The 25,976-nt window shown below is 63.4% G+C and carries 21 protein-coding genes; 18 read left to right on the top strand and 3 right to left on the bottom strand.

The window, feature by feature from the left end:
- The first annotated feature begins 8 nt into the window (after positions 1-8).
- The 12 genes from AC07VS_RS06470 to AC07VS_RS06415 all read left to right on the top strand — a co-directional run bounded on the left by AC07VS_RS06470 (position 9) and on the right by AC07VS_RS06415 (position 12,327).
- On the top strand, positions 9-4,973 hold the full coding sequence (locus AC07VS_RS06470) for a phage tail length tape measure family protein (protein WP_494750498.1): 4,965 nt from the start codon (positions 9-11) through the stop codon (positions 4,971-4,973).
- A complete protein-coding gene (locus AC07VS_RS06465) occupies positions 4,970-5,893 on the top strand; it encodes a hypothetical protein (protein WP_494750497.1) in 924 nt (307 codons plus the stop codon). The genes AC07VS_RS06470 and AC07VS_RS06465 overlap by 4 nt, the downstream gene beginning before the upstream one ends.
- Entirely contained in the window at positions 5,894-6,586 is a 693-nt protein-coding gene (locus tag AC07VS_RS06460) for a hypothetical protein (RefSeq protein ID WP_494750496.1), read from the top strand. It begins immediately after the preceding gene.
- On the top strand, positions 6,583-7,500 hold the full coding sequence (locus AC07VS_RS06455) for a hypothetical protein (protein WP_494750495.1): 918 nt from the start codon (positions 6,583-6,585) through the stop codon (positions 7,498-7,500). The genes AC07VS_RS06460 and AC07VS_RS06455 overlap by 4 nt, the downstream gene beginning before the upstream one ends.
- On the top strand, positions 7,497-8,054 hold the full coding sequence (locus tag AC07VS_RS06450) for a hypothetical protein (RefSeq protein ID WP_494750494.1): 558 nt from the start codon (positions 7,497-7,499) through the stop codon (positions 8,052-8,054). Before AC07VS_RS06455 ends, AC07VS_RS06450 begins: the two co-directional genes overlap by 4 nt.
- Positions 8,055-8,058: 4 nt before the next feature.
- On the top strand, positions 8,059-8,346 hold the full coding sequence (locus tag AC07VS_RS06445) for a hypothetical protein (protein ID WP_494750493.1): 288 nt from the start codon (positions 8,059-8,061) through the stop codon (positions 8,344-8,346).
- Positions 8,346-8,690, top strand: a complete 345-nt coding sequence (locus AC07VS_RS06440; RefSeq protein WP_494750492.1) for a hypothetical protein — start codon at positions 8,346-8,348, stop codon at positions 8,688-8,690. The genes AC07VS_RS06445 and AC07VS_RS06440 overlap by 1 nt, the downstream gene beginning before the upstream one ends.
- The gene (locus AC07VS_RS06435) at positions 8,687-9,196 is read left to right on the top strand and encodes a lysozyme (protein WP_494750491.1); all 510 of its coding nucleotides are present in this window, start codon (positions 8,687-8,689) and stop codon (positions 9,194-9,196) included. The genes AC07VS_RS06440 and AC07VS_RS06435 overlap by 4 nt, the downstream gene beginning before the upstream one ends.
- On the top strand, positions 9,186-9,737 hold the full coding sequence (locus AC07VS_RS06430; protein ID WP_494750490.1) for a DUF2514 family protein: 552 nt from the start codon (positions 9,186-9,188) through the stop codon (positions 9,735-9,737). The genes AC07VS_RS06435 and AC07VS_RS06430 overlap by 11 nt, the downstream gene beginning before the upstream one ends.
- Before the next feature lie 148 nt (positions 9,738-9,885).
- Complete coding sequence (locus tag AC07VS_RS06425; protein ID WP_494750489.1) at positions 9,886-10,674, top strand: DNA adenine methylase; 789 nt, start codon at positions 9,886-9,888, stop codon at positions 10,672-10,674.
- 269 nt (positions 10,675-10,943) lie between these two features.
- A complete protein-coding gene (locus AC07VS_RS06420) occupies positions 10,944-11,471 on the top strand; it encodes a midcut-by-XrtH protein (protein WP_494750488.1) in 528 nt (175 codons plus the stop codon).
- A gap of 46 nt (positions 11,472-11,517) precedes the next feature.
- Entirely contained in the window at positions 11,518-12,327 is an 810-nt protein-coding gene (locus AC07VS_RS06415) for a sterol desaturase family protein (protein ID WP_494750487.1), read from the top strand.
- An 801-nt stretch (positions 12,328-13,128) separates the two neighbouring features.
- Here the strand turns inward: AC07VS_RS06415 and AC07VS_RS06410 are convergent.
- Positions 13,129-14,961, bottom strand: coding sequence for an IPTL-CTERM sorting domain-containing protein (locus AC07VS_RS06410; RefSeq protein ID WP_494750486.1), 1,833 nt, complete (start codon positions 14,959-14,961; stop codon positions 13,129-13,131).
- Positions 14,962-15,777: 816 nt separating this feature from the next.
- Positions 15,778-16,839 (bottom strand): site-specific integrase, encoded by a 1,062-nt coding sequence (locus AC07VS_RS06405; protein ID WP_494750485.1) that lies wholly within the window; start codon positions 16,837-16,839, stop codon positions 15,778-15,780.
- An 80-nt stretch (positions 16,840-16,919) separates the two neighbouring features.
- Between AC07VS_RS06405 and dusA the strand changes: the two genes are divergently transcribed.
- A complete protein-coding gene (gene dusA, locus AC07VS_RS06400; RefSeq protein ID WP_494750484.1) occupies positions 16,920-17,954 on the top strand; it encodes a tRNA dihydrouridine(20/20a) synthase DusA in 1,035 nt (344 codons plus the stop codon).
- A gap of 1 nt (position 17,955) precedes the next feature.
- On the opposite strand, the gene AC07VS_RS06395 is transcribed toward dusA, so the two are convergent.
- Positions 17,956-18,591 carry a GntR family transcriptional regulator gene (locus AC07VS_RS06395; RefSeq protein ID WP_494657387.1) on the bottom strand — a complete coding sequence of 212 codons (636 nt, stop codon included), beginning with the start codon at positions 18,589-18,591 and terminating at the stop codon, positions 17,956-17,958.
- Between the two features lie 120 nt (positions 18,592-18,711).
- Between AC07VS_RS06395 and scpA the strand changes: the two genes are divergently transcribed.
- From scpA to AC07VS_RS06370, 5 genes are all read left to right on the top strand, one after another.
- Positions 18,712-20,889: a methylmalonyl-CoA mutase gene (scpA, locus tag AC07VS_RS06390; protein WP_494750483.1), complete on the top strand. Its 2,178-nt coding sequence runs from the start codon at positions 18,712-18,714 to the stop codon at positions 20,887-20,889.
- A 5-nt stretch (positions 20,890-20,894) separates the two neighbouring features.
- Positions 20,895-21,215, top strand: coding sequence for a hypothetical protein (locus AC07VS_RS06385; protein ID WP_494750482.1), 321 nt, complete (start codon positions 20,895-20,897; stop codon positions 21,213-21,215).
- A 55-nt stretch (positions 21,216-21,270) separates the two neighbouring features.
- Positions 21,271-22,281, top strand: coding sequence for a methylmalonyl Co-A mutase-associated GTPase MeaB (gene meaB, locus AC07VS_RS06380; protein WP_492346496.1), 1,011 nt, complete (start codon positions 21,271-21,273; stop codon positions 22,279-22,281).
- Between the two features lie 85 nt (positions 22,282-22,366).
- The gene (locus AC07VS_RS06375) at positions 22,367-23,899 is read left to right on the top strand and encodes an acyl-CoA carboxylase subunit beta (RefSeq protein ID WP_273425506.1); all 1,533 of its coding nucleotides are present in this window, start codon (positions 22,367-22,369) and stop codon (positions 23,897-23,899) included.
- Between the two features lie 31 nt (positions 23,900-23,930).
- The gene (locus AC07VS_RS06370) at positions 23,931-25,973 is read left to right on the top strand and encodes an acetyl-CoA carboxylase biotin carboxylase subunit (RefSeq protein ID WP_492346497.1); all 2,043 of its coding nucleotides are present in this window, start codon (positions 23,931-23,933) and stop codon (positions 25,971-25,973) included.
- Positions 25,974-25,976: the final 3 nt, after the last annotated feature.

Genomic DNA, 25,976 nt, shown 5'->3' with positions numbered 1-25,976 from the left:
GTGGGTGCATGACCAACCCGAATACCACCATCGTCCTGACGGCGGACGACCAGACTGCCCAGGCGCTGCAGGCCTTCGTCGCGAACATGAAGGCCGCCCAGTCCCAGGCGAACAGCTTGGGCCAGGGCCTGGGCCAGGCCACTGCCCCCATGCAGCAGCTCGGGGCATCGGCCGCGCAAACCGCTGCTGCCATGCGCATGGTGCCGGCCCAGGTCACCGACATCGTGGTCAGCTTGCAGGCCGGACAGAAGCCCCTGACCGTCTTGATGCAGCAAGGCGGCCAGCTCAAGGACATGTTCGGCGGTGTGGGCAACGCCACCAAGGCCCTGGGTACCTACATCGGCGGCCTCCTCACCCCCACCAACCTGGCCATCGCGGCGGTGGCGGGCCTGGGCCTGGCCTACTACCAAGGCAGCCAAGAGGCTTCCGCCTTCCAGAAGGCCATCACCCTCTCGGGCAATGCGGCAGGTGTCACCGCTGGCCAGATGCAAGACATGGCCCGGGGGCTGGCGGTGATGCAGGGCACGCAGTCGGCTGCATCGGCTGCCCTCATCGAGATGGCCAGCACGGGCCGGGTGGCGGGCGAGAGCCTGCAAACCTACACCCGGTCGGCCCTGGATATGGAGCGGGCCGTGGGCACGTCGGTCGCCGAGACCGCCAAGGCCTTTGCGCAGCTCGGCGAAGCCCCGCTGCAGGCCTCGCTCAAGCTCAACGAGAGCACGAACTACCTGACGGTTGCGCTGTACAAGCAGATCAAGGCCTTGGAAGACCAGGGCAGGGCGACTGATGCGGCGAAGGTCGCGCAGGATGCCTATGCCTCGATGACCGAGCAGCGGGCGCAGTCCATTCTGCAGAACCTGGGCTATGTCGAGCGGGCCTGGCTGGGCATCAAGGATGCCGCCAAGATGGCCGGTGATGTGATCATGGACCTGGGGCGCAGCGCCACGCCCACGGACCAGCTCGCCGCCATCAACGCCCAGATCAACGAGGCCATGCGTGGCAATGGCCTGAAGAACGCCAGCCTGTCCCAGGCCATCCGGGGCATGTTCGATGACACGGTGGTCTCCAAAGAGATCCTGCCGGCCCTGCAGGCCCAGGCCGCAGCGGTGGCAGCCACCACCTATGCCCAGCAGCAAAACAGCAAGGCCCTGGCCGAGGGCAATGAACGCCTCAAAGCTCGGGCCTCCTTCGACCAGGAGCAGGCCAAGTTCTTGAGCAACGAGCTCAAGATGCGCCAAGAAATCGCCAAGGTGCAGGCCCAGTACCAGGCGGCCGATGGTGAGATCAGCGCCAAAGAGCGCGATGCCCTGATCCAGAACATCCGGGACAAGTACAAAGAAAAGACCAGCACCTCGGCCGGCGCCGGCGAGAACGAAGTCGCCCGCATCCGGGCCCTGATCAAGGAAGAAGAAACCCTCACGGCCCGCATCAAGGAACGCGGCATTGAAGGCGCCAAGCTCTCCGACAGCGAGAAGCTCGTCGCCCGCATCCAGGAGGACCTCAAGACCAGCATCTCGGGCGTGGCCCGGGCCAACAAGGAAGCGGCCCTCGTCGAGGCCCAGCGCTACGTGCAGGTGCAGGCCAGCCGCACCGAACAAGAAAAGCAAGCCCAGGCCGTGGCCGACTCGCAAAAGGCCTACGACGCCCTGGTGGCTGACACGCGCAAGGCCGCCGCCGCCATTGGCCAGCAGGCCAGCGAGCTGGAAGCCGCCAATGCGGTGTGGGGCAAGGGCAAGAGCGCGATCGAGGCCTTCCGCCTCGAGCAGATGAAGCTCAAGCTCCAGGAGGCCGACAGCAGCGATTCCTTCCGCCCCGACTATGTGGCCGAACTCCGGGCCCAGGTGGCCGAGCAAGAACGCCTGCTGACCGCCAGCCGCGTGAAGGACTACAAGACCCTGGCCCAGGCCCAGGAGGAATACACCCGCAAGGTCGAAGAAGAAGCCCTGCTGTACACCGACGAGGTGGGCCTCTTGGGCCAGACCACCCGTGAGCGCGAGAAGATCGTGGCCGTGCGCAAGGTCGAGCTGGAACTCGCCAAGCAGCTCGCGGCCATTGATCGCTCCGGTGCTTCGGACGAAGACAAGGCCCGCCTGGTCGACCAGGCCCAGGCCGCAGCCGCCATTGCGCGTTCCACGGCGCTCGCCAAGTCCGAGCTCAACACCCTCACCGACATCATCAACTCGGTGGACCACACCGCGCAGTCCGTCTGGACCAATGTGTTCCAGGGCGGGCAGTCGGCGTTTGAGAAGATCGGTGCCACCATCAAGGCCAGTGTGCTGGACATGCTGTACCAGCTCACCATCCGGCGCTGGGTGGTCAGCCTCACGGCCAATGTGCTGGGTGGCTCGGTGGGTGGTTTGGGTGGCCTCGCTGGCATCGGTGGCAACTCCGGCGGCCTGCTGAACCTGGCCGGCACCGCCTCGAACCTGTACGGCGGGGCCAGCCTCATCGGCAGTGGGGTCGGGGCACTCTTCGGCGCCACGGCCGGTAATGCGGCCATGGGCGTCTCCATGGGCCTCGGCGCGGGCTCATCCACTGCGGCAGCGGTGGCCGCGGCCCAGGCGGGCGGGATGGGCGCAGGTGCTGCCGGTGCGGCAGGCCTCGGGGCCTCCATCGGCTCGGCCATCCCGTACGTGGGCATGGCGTTGGCCGCGTACTCGCTGCTCTCCAGCATGAATGGCGGCGAGACCCGCTCCGGTGGTCAGTACGGCGTGGCCTACGACGGCCAGGTGAAGAACAACCGCCGCGACGAGGTCTACACCTTCGAGGGCCAGCAGTACAACCGCGACAACAGCCGGCGCCCCGATGGCACGCGCAAGTCGGTCACCAATGGCCAAGCCTACCTGCTTGAAGCCGACGGCATGGGCGACCGGGAAGACGCCACGCGCAAAGCGGTGTCCAGCACCGCCGAGAGCATCAACGCCATGCTCAAGGGCCTGGGCAGCAAGGCTTATCTCACCGACTACCACGCCGGTTTGGAGACCTCGGGCAATGGCCGGGGCGGGGTGTTTGCCGGCGGCAGCCTGAACACGGGCGCCACGTTTGGTGAATCTGGCAAGGGCAGCAACTACTCGGGCACCCTGTACGAGACCAGTAGCACGCGAAGCCCGGACATGGCCACCGCCGTGGCCAACTTCACGCTGGACCTCAAGCAGTCCACCATCCAGGCCCTGCAGGCCGCACAAGACATCCCGCAGTCGGTGGCGGCCAAGCTCAAAGACATCGATGCCGAGAAACTCAGCGACGACGAAGCCACCAAGCTCATCACCGAGATCAACAGCCAGATCGCATCCGTCGAGGCCTTGCGCACCCTGGCCGGTGCCCTGCCTCTCAAAAGCCTCAAGGACCTCTCGTTTGACGCGGCCGACGGCCTCATTAACCTGGCTGGCGGCATCGACGCCCTGAACCAGAAGATCAGCGGCTATTACGAAAACTTCTACACCCAGGACGAGCGCAATGCTCAAACCCTGGGCAATGTGAGCGCAGCGCTGCAAAGCGTGGGCCTGTCCACCCCCAAGACCCGCGAAGCCTTCCGCGCCCTGGTCGAAGCCCAGGACCTGAGCACTGAGTCCGGGCGCAAGGCCTACGCCACGCTCATGAACGTGGCCGACGCCTTTGCCAGCGTCACCCCGAGCGCCGAAGAAGCGGCGAAGGCCACGCAAGCCAAGGCCGATGCCGACAAAGCCCAGGCAGAAGCCGCAGCGGAGGCCAAGAAGAAGGCCCTTCAAGCCGCCACCGACGCCGCCTACGCCTCCCTGGAACGCGCCGTCGCCGCTGAGAAGAGCCGCCTGCAGGCCGCCAAGCAGGTGGCCCAGGAGTCGGTCAACACCCTGGGCTCGCTGTTCAATACCCTGAAGGGCCATGTCAGCGAACTGTACAACGCGGTGGAGGCCACCCAGGCGCAAAGCGCCCGCGCGGGGCTGCAGTTCGTCGACCAGGCGCTCGGCACCGCCCGCAGCACGGGCTATCTGCCCGACGCCACCAGCTTGAGCGACGCCATCACCGCGGCGCGGTCGGGCCTGGACTCCAGCCAGTTTGGCTCGGCGTTTGAGCAGCAGCGGGCCCAGCTCACGCTGGCGGGCAAGCTGGCCGAGCTCAAGGACCTGACCGGTGTGCAGAAGTCGGTGGCAGAGCAGCAGCTCGCCGCGGCCGAGGACCAGCTCGCCAGCCTGGACAAGATGCTGTCGAACGCCAAGGACCAGGTGGATGCGCTGCGCGGCATCGACACCCGCGTGCTGGGCGTGGGCCAGGCGCTCGACCGCTTGGCCTCCACCCTCCTTGAAGAAAAACAAGGCGACCCCTCGGCCACCAAGCCTGGCGTGCAAGTCACCAACCCGGCGGGCGGGTTCTCGGTGGGGGGCGGTGGTGGCGGTGCCAGCAGCGCAAGCCCCAGCCCCAGAGACTCGGGCTACGGCGCCGGCAGCGGCAAGTACTGGGGCTTTGCGGACCTGGGCACCTACGGCTATGCCGGCTACCAGGTGACCGACGCCAGCCAGGTGGCGCGGTACGACTCGATCTGGGCCTACCTGCAATCGGACTTCGGCACGGGCTCCAAGGAAGACCTGCAGCGCGTGGCCGAGACCGCCCACCAATTCGACGTCAGCCAGGCCGACCTGGCCACCGCCTCGGGTTTTACGCCGGAGCAGATCCGGGACATGTTTGCCGCGGCGGGCATCCCAAAGTTCGACGTTGGCACCAACTACGTGCCCCAGGACATGCTGGCCCTGATCCATGAGGGCGAGGCCATCGTGCCGAAAGCCTACAACCCCGCCTATAACCCGGCCGCGCATGGCTTGCCCCAAACCTCAAGCGACACGGCCGAACTGCTCACCCGCCTGATCGCCGAGGTGCAGGCCCTGCGGGCCCAGACCGCCCAGCTCGAAGCCCAGGCCCGGCGCACCGCGGACGCCACCAACGGCAACCCTGAAGGCGGGGCCGTGCCCATGGCCTTGGTGGAGGACCACACCCAATGAACATTCTTGTCCCCTTGACGGTCACTGAGGCGATGTTGACCGATTGCACCCTGGCCGAGCCCGCGGCCGGCGAAGTTGAATGGGTCTCGGGTGCCGCTTGTGCTTTGGGCGAGCGCCGAATCAGGAAGACCACGCACCGCATCTACGAATGCGTGAAGGCGGTGGCGGCGGGCAGGGCGGTGCTGCCTGAGGTCGATGCCGAGTATTGGCTGGATGCCGGCCCCACGGCCCGCTGGGCTGCGTTTGACACCGAGGTCAGCACCCAGGGCCGCATTGCAGCCCCCTTGACCTATGTGCTGCGACCGGGCTTCTTCAACGCGATTGCCTGCTATGGCCTGGACGGCGCCACGCTCTCGGTGGTGGTCAAAGACAAGCCCGCCGGCACGGTGGTCTTCAGCAAGACCCTCGTTCTGCAGGAAGACCCGCTCGATTGGTACGACTGGGCGTTCGGTGCCATCAAGCCCCTCACGCGCTGCCTGATCCGGGACCTGGTGCCGTACCCCGACGCTGAGCTGACCCTCACCCTCACGGCCCCGGCCGGCACGGTGGTGGGCGCGGGCATGGTGGTGCTCGGTGACCTGGTGCCTCTGGTCAATGCCGACACCTGGGGCGGCACCCAGCCCGGTGCCACCGCCGAGCCCGTCACCTACTCGTACATCAAGACCGACGACTACGGCAACACCTCGATCAAGCGCCGCCGCTCGGCCACCGACATGCGCTTCAAGCTGATCTTGCCGCGCGAGCAGGCCGACTACGTGCTCTCCGTGGTGCAAAGGGTGCTCGATGTGCCCGCAGCCTGGATCGCTACGGACGCCGCCGGCTTCGTCGGTCTCAACGTCTTCGGTCTGGGCAGTGGCTCCATGAGCTACGACAACGCCCAGACCGCCACCTTCTCTGGTTATGTGAAAGGAATGGTTTGAATGCCCCTGGCAAATCCCCCCACCCTTGACGATCTGCCGGCTACGCCGGACCGGGCCGATCGAACGAGCTTTGCCGTGCGTTGCACCGCGCTCTTTGATCATCTCAAGAACACCAGCATCGCCCAGTGGCGAGCCGCCATGGCGTGGATGAATTCTGCCGCCGCCGATGCCGCGGCCAGTGCGACCGCCTCGGCGAACAGCGCAGCCTCTGCGGCCAGCGCCTCCAATGCCGCCCAGACCGCGGCCGGTGTGGCCATTGGTTCGTCCAACTTCAAGGGCAATTGGTCGGCCCTGGCCGGTGCCCTGAACATCCCGGCCTGCGTCAAGCACAACGGGCGCTTCTGGTTGTTGCTGAACAACCTGGGCGACGTGACGGCCGCGCAACCCGGTGTCTCGCCTGCTTGGACGGCCCTGGACACCGGCAGCGCACCGAGCGCTGTGATCACCACGAACACCACCGCCGTGGTGGGTGTGCGCTACCGCATCGCCGGGGCCTGCACGTTGACCATTCCGCCTGTCCTGCTGCAGGGAGACTTCATTGGCGTGAGCCTGATGGAGGGCGTAACGGGGGCCTACATCAACTTCGGGGCCACCCGATTCCAAGGCAAGGACGTGGGCCTCATGTTGCTCAACACCAAGCTCCTGTCTCTCCCCATGTTTTACGAAAACCCCACCCTGGGGCTGTGCCAATGACCAGTTCAACCACTTCAACTTCGAACTCCATCCTGGGCGGTGCCATGCCGGTGCGCACCACCGTGCTGCCCTCGGGCGCCGGGACCTTCACACCGCTGGAGCCGGGCTCGCGGGCTGTCGTGCGAATCGCTGCGGGTGGCGGTGCCGGCGGCGGCGGCGGTGCGGGGGGCGGGTTCCCAGCGGGTGGCCAGGCGCAGGCCGGGGGGGCCGGCGGCGCAGGGGGTGCGGGCGGCAAAGCCGGCGTGATCCCCGGCGCACCCAGTGGTCCGGCTGGTGCCAACGGCAATCCCTATGCCTTCGGTGGCGGAACTGGGGGATGCGGCGGCGGTGGTGGTGGCGGTGGGGGCGGGCCGGGTGCCACCGTGGTTGCCCAGGTCGTGTTCACCACGGGCAATGCCGTGCCTTACGTGGTCGGTGGTGGCGGCACCGCGGGTCTGGGCGGCGTGTCCAACACCTCGGGCACGCAGGCGGGCTCGGGCGGGCCGGGCGGCAACGGGAGCGACTCGTACCTGATGGGCCCTGATGTGGCCGTCCTGGGGGTTTCCACGCCGGGGACCACGCCAGGCGCCGCAGGCACGGGGGCCAGTGGTGCCAGCGGCATGAGCAGTGGTGCCGGCGGCCCCGGAGGCTTGGGCGGAACGACCCCGTTTGTGGAGGGCGCGGCTCAGGCTGCGGCGGCTGGCGGGGCTCAGCTCACCCAGGCTGCTGGCACCAATGGGCAGATTGCGGGGAATGCTGGCACCGCCGGGGCAGTTCCTCGCACAGGGTATGGCACGGGTGGCAATGGGGGAGGGGGCGGCAGTGGTGCTGTGGCCTACAGCTCTGCCACCGCAGCCATGGGCGGCAAGGGCGGCGACGGCTCTGCGGGCCGTGCCGGAATCATCATCATCGAAGAGTATGGAGCGTTCCAATGAAGCGGTTTGCAAAGGTCATGGAGGGCGTTGCGGCCCTGGTGGTGGAGGCGCTTGAAGCCCCGGATGCCCCGGATGCCCCGAACGCCTCGGATGAGGGTGGACGCTGGATCGAATGCGGCGACGCGAGTGCCGGCGACCGCTACGACGAAGCCCTGGGCACCTTCCATCGAGAAGGTGCGGTGGCCGCGCCGAGCCGGCCGCACATCGTCATCACCCATATCCAGCCTGACGACGCCAATGCGACCAGCATGATCCTGACGCCGGATTGGTCGGAGGTGACCTGCCGCGAGGGCACGCGCGTGGCGGTATCGGCCGAGCTGCGCAGCGGCGATGAGGTGCTGCCCTTGACGGCGCAGTTCCGCCTGCCCCTGCGGGCCACGGATGGCCGCGAGCGGGTCTTGCTTGCAACGATGACGAATGGCCACATCTCGATTGGCGCCACCTTGCGCGACTCGGGCATCTGGCGCGTTGACGAGGCGGGCGTCAACTCGGCCCTGCCTGCGGGTCAGGGCTTTGCGTTCTCGGGCCTCACGGTCTACGTGCTGCAGGACTGAGCCCATGCAACAACGCTTGATCCTGACCTTGCTCTGGCTGCCGTGCCTGCTCGCTTCGCTGCTGGCGGGGCTTCGCATGGCCTGGGCCATCCTCACATCGCCCGAGCGGGCCTGGCGCCTGGCGGTGGCGCACGACCAGCTCTTCAATGCAGCGGCCAATGGCCACGAAGACGAAACCGTCTCCAGCCGGGCCGCCCGGGCCCGCTCCGAGGGCCGGCGCTGGGGTTGCGTGCTGTGCAGGATTCTGGACCGGCTCGATGCTGGCCACTGTGACCGCGCCAAGGGGGTGTGATGTTGGACGAACAAACCACACCCCAACGGGCTGCTTCGCCGGCCACCGAAGCCGAGCGCCTGGCGGCCGTGGAGGCCGAGCTCCAGACGATCCGCGCTCGCCTGGCCACGGGTGACGAGACCATGGCAAGCCTCAGGGCCGACCTGGCGGAGAACACCAGCGCCACGATCCGCACCGAGTCCAACACGGCCGAGATCGTGGAGTTCTTCATGGCCATGAAGGGCGCCTTCAAGGTGCTGAACTGGATCGGTGCCCTGGCCAAGCCGATCACGGCCCTGGTGGCGCTGGCCGCTGTCACCTGGGGCGCCTTCCTGACCATCAAAACCGGGACTCCTCCCAAATGAACGACCTCCTCAAAAAACGCCTGATCCAGGCCGCCAGCGGTGGTGCCATTGCGCTCGCCGGTGTGCTGGCCACCTGGTACGAAGGCCGGCGGCTCACGCCTTACCGCGACCCGGTGGGCATCCTCACCGTGTGCGAGGGCATTACGGGCAAAGACGTGGTGCCGGGCAAGACCTACACGCCGGCCGAGTGTGATGCCCTGCGCGACAAGCACCTGAGGATTGCAGATGCTGCCGTGTCGCGCCAGATCCGGGTGCCACTCACGCCCTGGCAGCGGGCCGCGCTGATCGACTTCACCTACAACCTGGGCGAAGAGGCCCTCGCCGGGTCGACCTTGGCGCGGCTCTTCAATGCGGGGCAGGCCCAGGCCGGATGCGAGCAGCTCTCGCGCTGGGTCAAGGCACGGGTGCAGAGGGAACTGGTGACCTTGCGCGGGCTGGTGGATCGGCGCGGGGCGGAGCTCGAGGTCTGCCTCGGCCAACTGCAGGAGGTTGCCCATGTTCGATAGCGTCAAACGCGTCTCCCTGCAGGTCCTGGTGCTTGCGCTGGCCAGCACCGCCGCTGTTCAAACCTGGCGCCTTCAGGGTGCCCAGCTCGAAGCCTCCGAAGCCAAGACTCAGCAAGCCACCCAGCAGGCCGAGGGTGAACGCCTGGCCCGTGTGGCCTCAGAAACCAACCGTCAACTGGAGCGGCAATACCGTGAACACCTCTCTGAAATCGAAACCCGGGCGCAGGCCGACCTGGCGCAGTCCCGTCTGGCTGTGGACCGTGCCCGTGATGCTGGCCAGCGGCTGCAGCGCGAGCTTGCCGCCTACGTCGAGCGTCCGCGTGCCAGCACCTCAGCGGCCACCGCTGCCGGCCAGTGCCAGGCAGACGCAGGCCCTGCCGTCGATTTGCTTGCCGAGCTGTTCAGACGCGCTGACGCAAGAGCGGGAGAGCTGGCGGCAATTGCTGATGAAGCCCGAATAAGAGGGCTGGCCTGCGAGGCCGCCTACGACGTGATGTATCGAGCTGGGGACCAGCCGGCGGAGGTGCACGCCTCCCCCTGATCCCCAGAAAAAAGAACAGGGCGAACGGAAAGGGTGTGTCACCACCCAACCCGAACGCCGAACCCACAGATCGCGCCTGTGAGCCCAGCCCAAGTCCCTGCCCACCTGTACAGGCGGGGCGAGTGTAAACGAAGCTTTGGAGCCCACAATGGCAACCCCCATCATCCCCTGGCTCGGTGGCAAGCGCCGCCTGGCCGATATCCTGATCCCGCGCTTCCCGGCGCACACCTGCTACGTCGAGGTCTTTGCGGGCGGTGCCGCGCTGTACTTCCTGCGCCCGCCGGCCGACGTGGAGGTGATCAACGACGTCAACGGCGAGCTGGTCAACCTGTACCGTGTGGTGAAACACCACCTCGAGGAATTCGTGCGCCAGTTCAAATGGGCGCTCTCCAGCCGAGACATGTTCAAGTGGCTGCAGGACACACCAGCCGAGACCATGACCGACCTGCTGCGGGCGGCGCGGTTCTACTATCTGCAGCACCACGCCTTCGGCGGCAAGGTGCAAGGCCAGACCTGGGGCACGGCCACCACGGCCCCGCCCTTGAACCTGCTGCGCATCGAGGAAAACCTGAGTGCTGCGCACTTGCGGTTATCTAGCACTTACATCGCGCGCCTGGACTGGCAGCAGTGCATCAAGCGGTACGACCGGCCGCACACCTTGTTTTACATGGACCCGCCGTACTGGCAGACCGAGGGGTATGGCGTGCCGTTTGAATGGGCACAGTACGAGGCCATGGCGCAGCTGATGCGCGAGATCAAGGGCAAGGCCATTCTGAGTATCAATGACCACCCGGACATCCGGCGCTGCTTTGAAGGGCTGCAGATGGAGGTGGTGCCGATCACTTACCAGGTGGGTGGCGGGGCCAAGGGGGTGGAGAGGAACGAGTTGATCATTTACAGCTGGGATCGGGAGGGGGAGCCGGTGGGATTGTTTTAGGGCGTCGGCAGGAGCGGGACTCCTTCCACTGCAGCAATTAACCTTCCATCCCCTGGCCGACGCCGTGGCCGCTGCAGCGACTCCTTCACGGCCGACATCGCTGAAGTTTCTACTTCTGTGCGGTACTGAAACCGGTAAAGGGGCAGATCAGGTGCGTTTTACATTGATTCATGTCACTTGGCCGGTGACTAACTCTAGAATTGATGCGATGTAACAATTTGCATCGTCGCCGAGAAGCACTGATGCCCCACATTTCAAAGGAGAGTTGCATGCAACTTGACAAACGACTGGGCGCGGGTCTGGCCGGTATCGCCGCGCTGTGTGTCCAGTTTGATGCCTTCGCCGGTACGCCAACCGTGATTACCTACGGGGCACCCACTGCCACCGGGAGCGTCCCCGCACTGTCCCCATGGGGGGCGTTCGCGCTCGCCTTGCTGATAGGCGTCGTCGGCTACCGCGTTCTGCGCGAAAAGCTTGGAGGGCGCCCTCTTGCCGCCATCTTCCTGGCAGCAGCGTTGGCGGGATCGGCGTTTTTCGGCGGACTGGAGATGGAGAAGGCGATGGCGGTCGTCCCCACGATCAATTTGAGCAATCCAGCGGGCGGTACGTACAGCAATTCCATTCTTACCTGTGGCGTCGCTGAGACGGCAACGGTGGCCAACACCAGTGGCGTCCCCCTTCAAATCCAGTCACTCTCTGGGTATGGGAGTCCTTTCACCGGCAGCACTTGTGCACAGGGCTCTGTTCTAAGCAACGGGGGCACGTGTAACCTGACTGCAAAATGCCCGTGGCCTTGATGATCTGGCCGTCGGAAACGTCGTCCCACTGATCGAGCGTTTGCCTGTGGACTGGCTTACTCGCTACGCGGCCGATCTGCATCAAGCCGCGTTGATTGGCACCATGGCCTTGGGGCTGTTGCTTGAAGCGATGGCACCGCTGCGCAGAGGCGAAGGCGGGTCGACGCGGCGATGGTTGACCAATCTTGGACTGTCTTGGGTCAACTATCGGATGATCCTGTGGCTGGGGCCCTGGTTGTACCACTGGGTACAATCGACCCTCAGCGGCTTCCCAGATGGACTCTTGCCCCGTCTGCATGCGAACTTCGGCGTGTCGGTTCTGGTCGTCCTTCTGACACTTGAGGCGGTCGCGTATATCCAACATCGTGCAAGCCATCGATTTCAATTCCTATGGCGATTGCATGCGGTGCATCACAGCGATATCGCGCTGGACGTCACGACGGCCGAACGGCACCATCCGATAGAAGTGGTGTTCACGGCCACGCTCAATTTACTGACCATGCTGCTGCTCGCGCCGGACATGGCCGTGGTTGTGGTCTGCAACCTGTTGAGCACAGTGGTCAATATTCTCAGTCACGCCAATTTGACCTGCGGTGAGCGCGTCAACCGGTGGTTTGGCTGGCTGGTGGTCACCCCCGATTTTCATCGAGTGCACCATGCATCTGACAGGGGCAGCACGGACAGCAATTACAGCACTGTTTTGACCTTGTTTGACCACCTTTTCGGAACCGCCAAGTCGTGGACTTCATCTCAGCAGCGAGGTGAGCAGTTGGGGCTGGAATACTTTCGGGCTCCCAGGGATTCGCGCTTGGATCAATTGCTACTGATGCCAATTCGCCCCGGTTTCACGCCATAAAAATGCAACCGCGCCCAATGATCCTGCCCTTCAGAACCCCGACAAGCCCGACGTGCGTTTTGTCAGGCATCGGCAGCCCATTGCTGTCGGTTGTTGTCAAACAAGGCGGTCGTTCAGCATAGACGCGAGCGGACTGTGCGGCTTTTTGCTTAGGTCTGCTCAACTGCTGGGTTGGCCCTCTGGGCTGCTACCGGTTTGCAGGACACCTTGTCAGGGCTGGTTCGTCTGAGGGGACTGGGGTACCCCTCAAGGCATAAAAAACCCACCTCCAAGGGTGGTCGATTGCCAAAAGCGGAACATCACGGCGAACGGATGCGGAACGTTTCTTTGCTCTTACCCATCAAGCACATGCAAGTCCTTGATTTGTAATGGTGCCGGGCCGGAATCGGACCGGCACGCCTTGCGGCGGGGGATTTTGAGTCTGGGGGATAATTTAATGAAATCAAATACTTGCGTAGAAAACGTTCCGCCTTTATGACCATGCTCTTTCGAGAGTAGAAAGCAACATGCGGACCATTTATCTGCTGGGCTCTGCCCTCGATTCATCTCCTGCAATTTTTTACTAGTAGCCCCTGCTGCTGCGCATGCGGAGGGACACCCTTTGGCTCAAGATCGAAGGCTAGGTTCACGCATAACGGGTGCTGGTTGACATTCACGTTTGAAAGGTGCGTTTGCCCAGAAACTAGCAACCACCGGACTCATTGAGGATCAAAGTGCCTTTGCCACACCGGTCGTGCAGGGGCCAATCCATCGGCCCCCTGCAGGCGATCAGGTGGCGCCGAGGACGGACACCTGTGTATATCAGCGCAGTGTTTGCGACGGTCGCTGCTCAGGCCGTTGACGTTGTTGAAAATGAAACCCAAGAGTCAAAGCAATCAACGCCGCCAGGACGATCAGCCCCCATTCTGACAAGCTAGGCACGCCCGTTACGTCTGCAACTGCGGTGGCTGGCACCGGCACGACAGGGTCATTGATGACACCGTCTGCCCCCGTGAACGTATCGTCGCCCAAACCGTTGTCCGTGACGTCAAAGGTGGCAGTATTGCCTGTGATGACCACGTTGTTAGGGACATAGTAGATATCGGCACTTGGAGATGTAGGTGTCTTACCGTACTTCTTCAAAGTCAAACCGCTGAGGTTGCTCCAGGTGGTCGAAACACGCACCGTTTCACCAGGGGTGCACCCTGTCAACTTGAGCTTCAAACCTCCATATGGCGGCGTGGTTCCGTTGTACTGCGGAGGGCTGAATGCGGCCGAATTGTTGAGGTCAAACGAGCAGCTTGCACTGGCGCTCACGATCTGGGCAGAAACGGTAGCGGAACCCACGGAAGTGGCTATATTCGGCGTCTGCCGGAGCACATAGGTAAACTGATCGGCGGCGCTGGTGGCGCTGGTACCACCTGGCGTGACCACAGTGATGTCGACCGTTCCTGCGCTACCTGCCGGCGTCGTGGCCGTAATCTGAGTTGCGGAGTTGACGGTAAAACCACTGGCATTGGTGCCGCCAAACAGCACGGCGGTGGCGCCCGTCAAATCCGTGCCGGTGATCACCACGGTGCTACCACCCGCCGTTGAACCTGCAGCAGGGGAAACCGATGTGACCACTGGAGCGACAGCCAGAAGCGCATTTTGAAAACAGATCTGCGCGTCCTGCAAGTCAGGCGTTGCCGTGGTGTCTGTGCTGGCAAAAATCGCCTTGTACTGCAAATATCGCAAGCCATTAAATTGGCTCAAACTGGCACCTGATGTCGTGAAAAATGTGCTGGCCGTACCATCAGGTCCTACAAAGCTGAATGGCCCAGTATTGGAGCTGCTGGCCCCCACCTGAAAACTCAATCCTGTATTGGCGGGACTTGTCGCATTCCAGGATAGGGTGGTCCAAACTGGGTTCATGCCAAGTGACGGTGTGCTGTCCTTGGTGGCGGAAACTAGATTTCCTGAACTGCCATAGCCGTTTTGAATATACACCTTGAATCCGAGATCACGGCCGCCCGTGGTGACATCTGCGGTCCAGGTGCTGCCCGAATTGGAGGACGTCACCCGTTGGCCATCGGCATAGGGATTAGAGCTGGTCGTGCAGCTGCAAACATAGGCATAGACGCCCGCAGAGGGGTTCGACAGCGGGTGCATGATCACTGCGTATTGAGTGCCTGCTGTCACGGTGACGGGAGTTGCGAAATTCGCAGAAAAATAGGCGCCAGAGCTGTTGTTGAATCCAGTGATCGTTGCACTCGCCAGATCTACCCCAGTGGGCACCCCTGGTGAACCGGCGGTGGCCCTAATCGACACTGCAATGTCAGGCGTGGTCCCTGAACAACCGCTGCAGAACAGATTGAGATCGATTTGGGTGATTGGCCCATTGACTGTGGGCGTGAAGGTCTGACCAGCCCAGGAAGTTGCCGTGAAACCAAACCCGTTGGCGGTGACGGTGGTGTTCTGTTGGTCGATAGGACTGCCGATCGCCAGCCGAACATCACCAGGCGCGGTGCTCAGATCAACGCCTGTGGCGATGCCGGCCTGAAAATCAGTTTGAGTGGTGTCTACTAGGCAGCCTACGTCTGCAGCCAGCGCAAAAACACTGAGCAAAAGCGCTACGAAAAAAATGGGAAATGACGCTCTGTTCAGCCGTGCCATATGGAATTTAAACCCTGGTAAATCCGCGCAAATGCTAAAAATGCTCCCTGATGAAGCTGGGGCATGCGTGGAATGATGAGTGTGGTGCTGATTGTAACTATCGGTAACTGGATTTATGCGAATCGATAATTAATTTCGTTGCCTCCCAATCGTTTGGTGTTGAAAGCAACATTCACAATGTGGCGGTGGTCTGGCGGAGCCCGTGAACGTGTCGAATGCAACTTGAGGGCTTTGGGGCAATCAGAGTTGAGATGCTGTACATCAGTCCGCTGGGTTTGGTCCCTCCGCTTCGGAAGCGGGCAAGGTTGAGTGGGACACGCTAAGGTGGCGCGTTGATTTCGAAGTGATCTACTCAGTCAAGACCTAGGCCTGACCGCAGCGCGGTGTTCGGGCTCAGCACAGGCATGACCGGCTACGCCTGGATTTCTTCCAGTTCGATACAAGGCGGGACGCCGGGATGCCCGTGTATCCTGCGCGGACTGCGGCAGGACCGGCCAGGTTGGCGTGCATTTGGCACGCAAGGGTGCGGGCTTCGTGGCACTGTTCGAAGCCCTGGCCAGCATCGCAAATCCGTCGAGAAACACGACACTTAGTAGTCATCCGGTCGCAGCACTGGTGCTTTGCGGCGGGGAATTTTGAGTCCCTTGCCAGAGGCGCCGGATACAGTATCAGCCTAGGCTGACCTTTGACGTGGACTATGTGATGGTGAGCCCGGTTGCCGCAGCCAAGCAGCGTGAGCATGCTGACGAGTTGGGATGCTTGGTGAAAGACGAATCTGAACCAGTTCGCCCTGGTGCAGGCCATCAGGTAGGGCATTCAGGGTTCAGCTCGGTCGAGCCATTTCCAGCCAGCGTACCTGTCCCCGCCTTGCCTCAAATGGGTGTATCGCTTCAAGCTGCTCCACGACCGATGCCCGGACACACTCGCCACCCGGGGAATGGTCCAGCCCATCTCAAACAGCCTGCTGACTCCCTCATGTCGCAGATCATGAAAATGCAAATCCTCAATCCCGAGCAAAGCGCAAGCCCGTGTGAAAGAGGCGCTGATCGATTCAGCGTTGTAAGGCCAGATGACGCCATCGGTCTTGGGTTGCAGTTCGATCAACTTCAAGGCTTCAGGTGTGAGAGTGACGCGCACGTCATTGCCTATCTTCTCGCCGGGGTTCTTCATGTCACGAACGATGATTTCCAGGTGGGCTCGGTCAAGATCCTTACCTTGCAGGCGGGTGATCTCCTCTTGGCGCCGAGTGCTGAAGATCGCGAAGGGGATCAGCCGGGTCATGGGGATGATGTCCTTGCGCTTCAACTCGGCGGTTTGGTAGTGGGTCATCAAACGATCGAGCTCTTCTAGGGTGGGGCGCCGGGTGCGTTGCCTTGACCTCCCTGTCACGCCAAGTTTGGTGAGCACGGTGCGTGCGTCATCAATAGCCTGTTTTTCCAGAGGGTAGCCCCAGGCCGGCTTGGCCACGCTGACGACGGCGGCCAAGTGGGAGAGGTAGTTGCCGCGGGTTGAGGGCTGGGCCTCGATCGACTGGGCGAACCTGACCAGTTCCTGGCTGGTGATCTCTGAGCACCGCAGTTCGCCAATCGGGGCATTGCGGATGGTGCGTAGCACCTGGTCCTTTGTCTTGCCATGGGGCCGCAGGGTGTCGGCACAGTATTGGTCGATCACATCCTTGAGCATCGGGTCGCTGGGCTTGATGAGTGCCCCGGGCACGGCCAGTTCGGTTTCGCGCTTCTTCAGCCAGGCTTGAGCTGCTGGTTTGCGGTCAAAGGTCTGGGCCTCGGTGTAGATGACCTTACCGCCGTCTTTCAGCCGGATCTGGGCTGTGTGACCCACTGAACCGTCTTTTCTCTTGCGTGAGACAATTGAGCCCATTGCCAGTGCTACATGAAGTTTTTGTAGCACTAAATGTAGCACCGGCAGCCCAAAAAAACCCCGAAAATAGGTAATTCGACGTGAATCAGACAGGCACTTCAGGTGACGTTTTCAGAGGAGAGCAGCCCTCCTATAGCATGAACCGGCTGAGTGTCGCGCCGATGATGGATTGGACAGACCGCCATTGCCGCTACCTGCACCGCCTGATCACCCGTCACACCTTGCTCTACACCGAGATGGTGACCACGGGGGCGCTGATCCATGGGGACGTGGCCCGGCATTTGCGCTACCACGCTGAAGAGCATCCGGTGGCGCTGCAATTGGGCGGCAGCGAGCCGGCGGATCTGGCGCACTGTGCACGTTTGGCCGAACAGTGGGGCTATGACGAGGTCAACCTGAACTGTGGTTGCCCCAGTGAGAGGGTGCAGCGTGGCGCTTTCGGGGCCTGCTTGATGGCTGAGGCGGATCTGGTGGCGGATGGCGTGAAGGCCATGCTGGATGGGGTGCAGCGTGTGCCGGTCACGGTGAAGCATCGCATCGGCATCGACCGCATCGAGAGCTATGAGTTCGTGCGCGATTTCGTGGGCAAGGTCAGTGAGGCCGGTTGCAAGGTGTTCATCGTGCATGCGCGCAATGCCTGGTTGAAAGGCTTGAGCCCCAAGGAAAATCGCGAGATTCCGCCGCTTCGCTATGAGATGGTTTATCGGCTGAAGCAAGAGTTCCCGGGGCTGACGATTGCCGTCAATGGCGGCATCACACTCAATGACCAGGTGCAGGCTCACCTGGAGCAGGTGGATGGCGTGATGGTGGGTCGTGAGGCTTATCACAACCCCTGGGTGATGGCCGATTGGGACCACCGCTTCTGGGGCGCCGAGCCCAGCGGCCAGACGCGCGAAGACGTGGAGCGCCTGATGTGCGACCACATGGCGCGCGAGCAGGCCGAGCACGGTACACCCTGGCACACCATGGCGCGGCACATGCTGGGCCTGCGCAATGGCCTGCCTGGGGCACGACGCTGGCGCCAGGTCTGGAGCGACCACCGCCTGCGCGCCCACACGCCCCATGAGGTGATGGCCTTGGCCCATGCGGGCGCAGAGGCCAGCAGCCCGGTCTGAGTCAGGCCGCGGCTTCGAGCCCGTTGGCGAAGTGGGCGCGCATGCGCTGGGCGGCGGCGTGGCCGTCTCGGGCCGTGATGGCTTCGGTGATTTCGCGGTGCTCCTGCAGCGACTCGGCGATGCGGCCGCGCTTGAGCAGTGAGTTGTGGCGGTTCAGTTTCATGACCTTGCGCAGGTCGGTCACCATTTGCAGGCGCCAGCGGTTGTCGGCCATCTCCAGGATGCGCAGGTGGATGCGCTCATTGAGCTGGAAGAAGCGTTCGCGGTCGTCCACGGCCTTTTCGAGTTCGTCATGCAGGGCCTGGATTTCTTGCAGCTGGGCGGCTGTGGCGTGGTCGGCCACCTCACCGGCGGCATCGCTTTCGAGCAGGCTCAGCAGGTGGTAGACATCGCGCAGGTCTTTTTCATTGACCTCGGTCACATAGGCGCCACGGCGCACCTTCATCGTCACCAGGCCTTCGGCGGCCAGCACCTTGATGGCTTCGCGCAGCGGCGTGCGGCTGATGCCGAACTCTTGTGCGATTTTCAGCTCGTCGATCCAGCTGCCAGGTTCGAGCTCGCGCTGGAAGATGCGCTGGCGAAGGAGTTCGGCCACTTCTTCGTACAGGGCTTTGGGCGTGAGGGTGAGGGCGGACATGGCGCGGATTGTAAGGTGTGTGGAATATTTTGAATCAATAATTATGAATGATGTAAACTGCTGGATTAAGCAGGGATACCCTGAGCCAACACCCCAAGCCCCGTCGGAGAAGCTTTCGTCATGAGTGATTCACAGTCTGCCAAGCCGTCCAACCCTGAATTTGCCCCCAGCTCGCTGGAAGCCTGGGCCAAGGCTGCCGCCAAGTCGGCCCCCGGTGGTGACGTGAACGCCTTGAACTGGCTGACGCCCGACGGCATCAGCGTGAAGCCGCTGTACACCGCAGCCGACACGGCCAACCTGCCGTACGCCAACACCTTGCCGGGTTTTGAGCCCTTTCTGCGCGGCCCGCAAGCCACCATGTACGCGGTGCGCCCCTGGACGATTCGCCAATACGCCGGCTTTTCGACGGCCGAAGAGTCCAATGCCTTCTACCGCAAGGCCTTGGCCGCTGGCGGCCAGGGCGTGTCGGTGGCCTTTGACCTGGCCACTCACCGTGGCTACGACAGCGATCACCCCCGCGTGACCGGCGATGTGGGCAAGGCCGGTGTGGCCATCGACTCAGTCGAGGACATGAAGATCTTGTTCGACCAGATCCCGCTCGACAAGGTGTCGGTCTCCATGACCATGAACGGCGCTGTGTTACCGGTGCTGGCCGGCTATGTGGTGGCGGCCGAAGAGCAGGGCGTGAGCCAGGACAAGCTGTCCGGAACCATTCAGAACGACATTCTGAAAGAGTTCATGGTGCGCAACACCTACATCTACCCGCCCCAGCCGTCGATGAAGATCATCGGCGACATCATCGAGTACACGGCCAAGAACATGCCGAAGTTCAACTCGATCAGCATCTCGGGCTACCACATGCAAGAGGCGGGCGCCAACCAGGCGCTGGAGTTGGCCTTTACCCTGGCCGACGGCAAGGAATACGTGAAGACCGCCATCGCCAAGGGCATGGATGTGGACGGGTTTGCCGGCCGCCTGAGCTTCTTCTGGGCCATCGGCATGAACTTCTACCTGGAAGTAGCCAAGATGCGTGCGGCGCGCCTGTTGTGGTGCCGCATCATGAAGGGCTTTGATGCCAAGAACCCCAAGAGCCTGATGCTGCGCACCCACTGCCAGACCTCGGGCTGGTCGCTGACCGAGCAAGACCCCTACAACAACGTGGTGCGCACCACCATCGAGGCCATGGCAGCGGTGTTTGGCGGCACACAAAGCCTGCACACCAACAGCTTTGACGAAGCGATTGCGCTGCCCACCGAGTTCAGCGCCCGCATTGCGCGCAACACCCAGTTGATCATCCAGGAGGAGACCCACATCACCAACGTGATCGATCCCTGGGCTGGCAGTTACATGATGGAGAAGCTGACCCAGGACATGGCCGATGCCGCCTGGAAGATCATCGAAGAGGTCGAGGCCATGGGCGGCATGACCAAGGCGGTGGACAGCGGTTGGGCCAAGCTCAAGATCGAAGCGGCGGCTGCCGAGAAGCAGGCGCGCATCGATTCGGGCAAAGACGTGATCGTGGGCGTCAACAAGTACAAGCTCAAGAGCGAAGACGCCATCGACATCCTGGAGGTGGACAACGTCAAGGTGCGCGACGGGCAGATCGAGCGCCTCACGAAGATCCGGGCCACCCGCGACAGCGCCGCAGTGCAGGCCGCGCTGGCCGCCTTGACGACTGCAGCCGAGAGCGGCCAGGGCAATCTGCTGGACCTGACCATCCAGGCCATTCGATTGCGAGCCACGGTGGGCGAGGTGTCGGATGCCCTCGAGAAGATCTTTGGCCGCCACCGTGCCGACACCCAGAAGGTGACCGGTGTGTATGCCGCCGCCTACGACTCGGCCGAAGGCTGGGACAAGCTCAAGACCGAGATCAGTGCCTTTGCGGATGAGCAGGGCCGCCGCCCGCGCGTGATGATCGCCAAGCTGGGCCAGGACGGGCACGACCGCGGTGCCAAGGTGGTGGCCACGGCCTTTGCCGACCTGGGCTTTGACGTGGACATGGGACCGCTGTTCCAGACCCCCGAGGAGTGCGCCCGCCAGGCCATCGAGAACGACGTGCACGCCGTGGGCGTGTCCACCCTGGCCGCAGGCCACAAGACCCTGGTGCCGGCCATCATCCAATCGCTCAAGGACCAGGGCGCGGACGACATCATCGTGTTCGTGGGCGGGGTGATTCCGCGCCAGGATTACGACTTCCTGTACGAGGCCGGCGTCAAGGGCGTGTACGGCCCGGGCACGCCCATCCCGGCCAGCGCCAAGGACGTGCTGGAACAGATCCGCAAGGCACAGCAGGGCTGAAACGCATGAGCCATGTCGCTGTCCGCATGGACCCCGCGCTGGAGCGCGAGGTCGATGAAGCGGCCCGCAGGCTGGGCCTGTCGAAGTCGCAGTACATCGTGATGGCGGTCGAGCGTTCGCTCGGGCGCCGACCCGCCCACCCGGTGCGGCACCAGGCAGCGGATGCCTTGGCGCCTTTGCGCCTGAGCGCCCAGCGTGGCGTCAAGCTCGGTGCCGAAGGCTCGCCCCTGCAGAAGAAGCTGCAGGCCCTGCTGCGCGCCCGCCTGTTGACCGACAGCGCCCAGGGCACCCCCCGGCCCGCCGAACCCGGCGCGGCCCAGGACTGAGCCCTTGCTGGCTGCCCGCGTTTGAAGCACTCTTTTTTGACCTTTGACCCAGACCATGCAGACCCCTTTGCTTGAAGGCATCCTGAGCGGCGCCCCAGCGGTGCAGCGGCGCGCCATGGCCAAGGCCATCACGCTGCTGGAATCGACCCGGCCCGATCACCGGGCCCAGGCCGACGAGTTGTTGACGGCCATGCTGCCGCACACCGGGCGCTCTTTTCGCCTGGGCATCAGTGGCGTGCCCGGCGTGGGCAAGAGCACGTTCATCGAGGCCTTGGGCCTGTACCTGATCGGTCAGGGCCACCGCGTGGCGGTGCTCGCGGTCGACCCCTCCAGCACGGTCTCGGGGGGCTCCATCCTGGGTGACAAGACCCGCATGGAACACCTGTCGGTGCATGAGCGGGCCTACATCCGCCCCAGCCCCAGCAGCGGCACCCTGGGTGGCGTTGCAGAGAAAACCCGCGAGGCCATGCTGGTGTGCGAGGCCGCGGGGTATGACGTGGTGATCGTCGAGACCGTGGGTGTGGGCCAGAGCGAAATCGCCGTGGCGGGCATGACCGACATGTTCGTGCTCATGCAACTGCCCAATGCCGGTGACGACCTGCAGGCCATCAAGAAAGGCGTGATGGAGATCGCCGACCTGGTGGTCATCAACAAGGCCGACATCGACGTGCACGCCGCCACGCGGGCCCAGGCCCAGATCACCTCGTCGCTGCGCCTGCTGGGCCTGCACGGCAACCCTGAGCACGCCCACCATGACGAGGCCTTGTGGCACCCGCAGGTGGTGCAGCTCAGTGCCTTGCTGGGGCAGGGCGTAGAGGCCTTCTGGGTCGCCGTGAGCCAGTTCAGGCGGTTGCAGGGGGCCAATGGGCGCCTGCAGTCGCGCCGCCAGAGCCAGTCGCTGGCCTGGATGTGGGAGCGCATCGACGCGGGTCTCAAGCAGGCTTTCCGTGCCCACCCGCAGGTGCAGGCCTTGCTGCCTCGCTTCACCGACGAGGTGGCCCAGGGGCTGCTGCCCGCCTCCACCGCTGCTCGGCAATTGCTGGCGGCCAGCCGCCACAGCGATTGAACCCAGCCGGCCCTCATTTCACCTGATCCAACCGATCCAACCCCCTCATTTCCAGAATCCATCCGGAGCAAAGAGAGAAGACACCATGCAAGACATCCTGGCGCAACTCGAAAGCAAGCGCGCTGCTGCCCGCCTCGGCGGCGGTCAGAAGCGCATCGATTCGCAACATGCCAAAGGCAAGCTGACCGCGCGTGAGCGCATCGAGTTGCTGCTGGACGAGGGCACGTTTGAAGAGTGGGACATGTTCGTCGAGCACCGTTGTGCCGATTTCGGCATGGCCGACAACAAGATCCCGGGTGACGGTGTGGTCACCGGCTACGGCATGATCAATGGCCGCCTGGTCTTTGTCTTCAGCCAGGACTTCACGGTCTTCGGCGGCGCCTTGTCCGAGGCCCATGCCGAAAAAATCTGCAAGATCATGGACCAGGCCATGAAGGTCGGTGCTCCGGTGATCGGCCTCAACGACTCGGGTGGCGCCCGCATTCAAGAAGGTGTGGCCTCGTTGGGGGGCTATGCCGACGTGTTCCAGAAGAACGTGCTGGCCAGCGGTGTGATCCCGCAGATCAGCATGATCATGGGCCCCTCGGCCGGGGGGGCGGTGTACTCGCCCGCCATGACCGACTTCATCTTCATGGTGAAAGACAGCTCGTACATGTTCGTGACCGGCCCTGAAGTGGTGAAGACCGTGACCCATGAAGAGGTGACGGCTGAAGAACTGGGCGGCGCCGTGACCCACACCACCAAGAGTGGCGTGGCCGACATGGCGTTCGAAAACGATGTCGAGGCCCTGCTGATGTTGCGCCGCCTCTACAACTACCTGCCGCTGAACAACCGCGAAAAAGCCCCTGTTCGCAAGAGCGGCGACCCGGTGGACCGCCAGGACAAGAGCCTGGACACCCTGGTGCCCGACAACCCGAACAAGCCCTATGACATGAAGGAGCTGATCGTCAAGACCGTGGACGATGGCGACTTCTTCGAACTGCAGCCCGAGTACGCCAAGAACATCATCATCGGCTTTGCCCGCATGGATGGGCAGACCGTGGGCATCGTGGCCAACCAGCCCCTGGTGCTGGCGGGTTGCCTGGACATCAAGAGCTCGATCAAGGCCGCTCGCTTCGTGCGCTTTTGCGACGCCTTCAACATCCCGGTGGTGACCTTTGTCGACGTGCCCGGCTTCATGCCCGGTACCAGCCAGGAGTACGGCGGCATCATCAAGCACGGTGCCAAGCTGCTGTACGCGTACGCCGAGTGCACGGTGCCCAAGATCACGGTGATCACCCGCAAGGCCTACGGTGGCGCTTACGACGTGATGGCCTCCAAGCACTTGCGCGGTGACGTCAACTTTGCCTGGCCGAATGCCGAGATCGCCGTGATGGGCGCCAAGGGCGCGGTGGAGATCATCTTCCGCGAAGACAAGGGCGACCCGGCCAAACTGGCCGCCAAGGAGGCCGAATACAAGGCCCGTTTCGCCAACCCCTTTGTGGCTGGTGCCCGTGGCTTCATCGATGACGTGATCCTGCCGTCGGAGACCCGCAAGCGCATCTGCCGCTCGCTGGTCATGCTCAAGGACAAGAAGCTTGAGAACCCGTGGCGCAAGCACGGGAACATCCCGCTCTGATCACCGGCACGAACAAGAAGGAACGAGTCAAATGTTTAAGAAGATTCTGATTGCGAACCGGGGTGAGATCGCCTGCCGCGTCATCGCCACCGCCAAGAAGATGGGCATCGCCACCGTGGCGGTGTATTCCGAAGCCGACAAGGAAGCCCGCCACGTGGCCCTGGCCGACGAGGCCGTGCTGCTGGGCCCGGCGCCCAGCCGCGAGAGCTACCTGGTGGCTGACAAGATCATTGCCGCCGCCAAGGCCACCGGTGCCGAGGCCATCCACCCCGGCTACGGCTTTTTGAGCGAGAACGAGGCCTTTGCCAAGCGCGTCGAGGACGAAGGCATGGCCTTCATCGGCCCGCGCCATTTCTCGATCGCCGCCATGGGCGACAAGATCGCCTCGAAGAAGCTGGCCAACGAGGCCAAGGTCAACACCATTCCAGGCTACAACGACGCCATCAGCGGCCCGGAGCAGGCGGTCGAGATCGCCAAGGGCATCGGCTACCCCGTCATGATCAAGGCTTCGGCCGGCGGTGGCGGCAAGGGTTTGCGCGTGGCCTTCAACGACAAGGAAGCCTTCGAGGGCTTTGCCAGCTGCCAGAACGAAGCCCGCAACAGCTTTGGCGATGACCGTGTGTTCATCGAGAAGTTTGTCGAGGAGCCGCGTCACATCGAAATCCAGGTGCTGGGCGATTCGCACGGCCATGTGATTTACCTGAACGAGCGCGAGTGCTCGATCCAGCGTCGGCACCAGAAAGTGATCGAAGAAGCTCCCAGCCCCTTCATCAGCGACGAAACCCGCAAGGCCATGGGCGAGCAAGCCGTGGCCCTGGCCAAGGCCGTGAAGTACCAGAGCGCCGGCACGGTCGAATTTGTGGTGGGCAAGGATCAGAGCTTCTACTTCCTGGAGATGAACACCCGTCTGCAGGTGGAGCACCCGGTGACCGAATGCATCACGGGCCTGGACCTGGTCGAGCTGATGATCCGTGTGGCTGCCGGCGAGAAGCTGCCCCTGACCCAGGCCGACGTGAAGCGCGATGGCTGGGCCATCGAGTGCCGCATCAATGCCGAAGACCCGTTCCGCAACTTCCTGCCCTCCACCGGCCGCCTGGTCCGTTTTCAGACCCCGCCGGAAACCATGTTCCAGAGCAAGACCGACAAGCTGTTCGGCGTGCGCGTGGACACCGGGGTGACCGACGGTGGCGAGATCCCGATGTTCTATGACTCGATGATCGCCAAGCTCATCGTGCATGGACGCGACCGCAACGATGCCATCGCCAAGATGCGCGAAGCCCTGAACGGCTTTGTGATCCGCGGCATCAGCAGCAACATCCCTTTCCAGGCGGCCTTGCTGGCGCACCCGAAATTTGTGTCGGGTGATTTCAACACCGGCTTCATTGCCGAGAACTACGGCAAGGGCTTTTTTGCCGAAGACGTGCCGCACAGCGATCCGGCCTTCCTGGTGGCCCTGGCGGCCTTCCAGAACCGCCGCTATCGCCAGCGTGCCTCGGGCATCACCGGCCAGATGGAAGGTCATGGCGCCAAGTTGGGTGAAGACTTCGTGGTGGTGGTTCTGGACAAGGCTGGCCAGCACGTGCATTACCCGGTGCAAGTCGCCGAGTTGGATGCGCAGACCAGCACCGTGAACGTGGACGGCAAAGGCTACCAGTTCAGCAGCGGTGCCCGTCTGGGGGCGATCCGCATCGAGGGCCTGGTGAACGGCGCTGCCTTCACGGCCCAGGTGGAGCGGGGGTCAGGCAAGAACCCGCTGGCGCTGCGCGTGTCGCACAACGGCACCCAGATCGAGGCGCTGGTGCTGTCGCCCCGCTCGGCTGAGCTGCACAAGCTGATGCCTTACAAGGCGCCGCCTGATCTGAGCAAGTTCCTGCTCTCGCCCATGCCCGGCTTGCTGGTGGATGTGGCTGTGCAGCCTGGCCAGACCGTGCAGGCCGGCGAGAAGCTGGCCGTGATCGAAGCCATGAAGATGGAGAACATCTTGTTTGCTACGCAGGACGGCGTGGTGGGCAAGATCGCCGCCAACAAGGGCGAGTCGCTGGCGGTGGACCAGGTCATTCTTGAGTTTGTCTGAGCG

It is taken from the genome of Curvibacter sp. GW821-FHT01G03 (genome assembly GCF_059422285.1).
The sequence above is the reverse complement of the archived record's forward strand: the minus strand, read 5'-3'. Positions and strand labels throughout refer to the sequence as shown.